This is a genomic window from Vibrio sp. Y176 (assembly GCF_033438945.1).
Genome location: NZ_JAWOQS010000120.1, coordinates 1 through 1,069, shown reverse-complemented (window position 1 = coordinate 1,069; position 1,069 = coordinate 1). Strand labels below are relative to the sequence as shown.

The 1,069-nt window shown below is 45.9% G+C and carries 1 protein-coding gene and 1 pseudogene; one reads left to right on the top strand and one right to left on the bottom strand.

Translation table 11 applies throughout. The annotated features are described in order from the left end of the window. Nucleotides 1-653, top strand: a 653-nt coding sequence (locus R7O13_RS24510; protein ID WP_318304889.1) for an ElyC/SanA/YdcF family protein, incomplete at its 5' end; no start/stop codon positions are given. Here the strand turns inward: R7O13_RS24510 and R7O13_RS24505 are convergent. Next, nucleotides 643-1,069, bottom strand: a pseudogene (locus R7O13_RS24505) (hypothetical protein); the annotation flags it as partial. The gene R7O13_RS24510 and the pseudogene R7O13_RS24505 sit on opposite strands and share 11 nt — an antisense overlap.

Genomic DNA, 1,069 nt, shown 5'->3' with positions numbered 1-1,069 from the left:
CATATTTTCAGACCCTGAATACGTCGCTGGCCAAGCCTTTTCCGACAAGCCAAATTCTGCTTGAAAATCGCTCTTTGAATACGTTTGAAAACATGCAAAATGCAGCGAAAGTTCTGTGTGAAAGCGGTTTATTTCCGTTACCGTCTCAAGCGACGGTTGAGGTCATTTTGCTATCAAACGCCTATCATCTTGAGCGCATATTAGAAATTCAAACGCTAATGGATGAGCAAGGCTTACTGCGCGTGCTCAAATCTCAATGCGCGTCCGTGGGTTTAGATTTACACATTTCTCTAGATATTCAGAAGCACATTAGCGTGCCATATCCACATCAAGGACCACAGGCAGAAGCGTTTCTGTTACTTGATGAACTGACGACGTATCGAGTGTATCTGGAGGGCGTTAAAAGTGGGGCATTTCAACGAGATTTAACTAGCGTTCGAGCACAGCCTTTGCTGCGGGCTAAACAAGCAATAAGTCAACTTCGCGCTTTACCGTTAGAAATGGATGTTTTGCAGCAAATTGCGGAAATGAAAAAGGCCATCGAAATGACGGCCTTTGATGAATCGGTTGCAACAGCAGAGCGAGCATTGGAAGTGTTTCATCCCATTTTAACTGCGCTCAATCGCCGTTTAGATCCCGAGTCTATTCAGTGATTTCGCGTCGCATACGAACAGCACTCAACGCAATCAGACAGTAGCAAAGCAGCTCCATGCCTTCTTCCGAAATGTTCTTAACATCGCGGATGTAGCTTTCATTCATGACTTGCTGCCAGAAGCTTCCCATGCCGTAAAGGCGAGAGAAAACAAGCAGTAGAACGACGGCACCAATCAAGAGCTTCATGTGCGGAACTTGTAGAATGCGTGCCATTTCGTTCACTGTACCTTTACCACCTTGGTAAGCTTTTGCGCAAGCCAGAGCAGTGACGGTTAACGCAGGGAATACCCACGATCCGTGACGGATCATATCCATCCAGTAGTCCAGTTCGCGAATGATCAACACAGCGAAGAAGCCGGAAATCAAAATAGCGGCGTGTTTAACTTGTTCTTCTTGCTTAGAAAGTTGGAAGAAC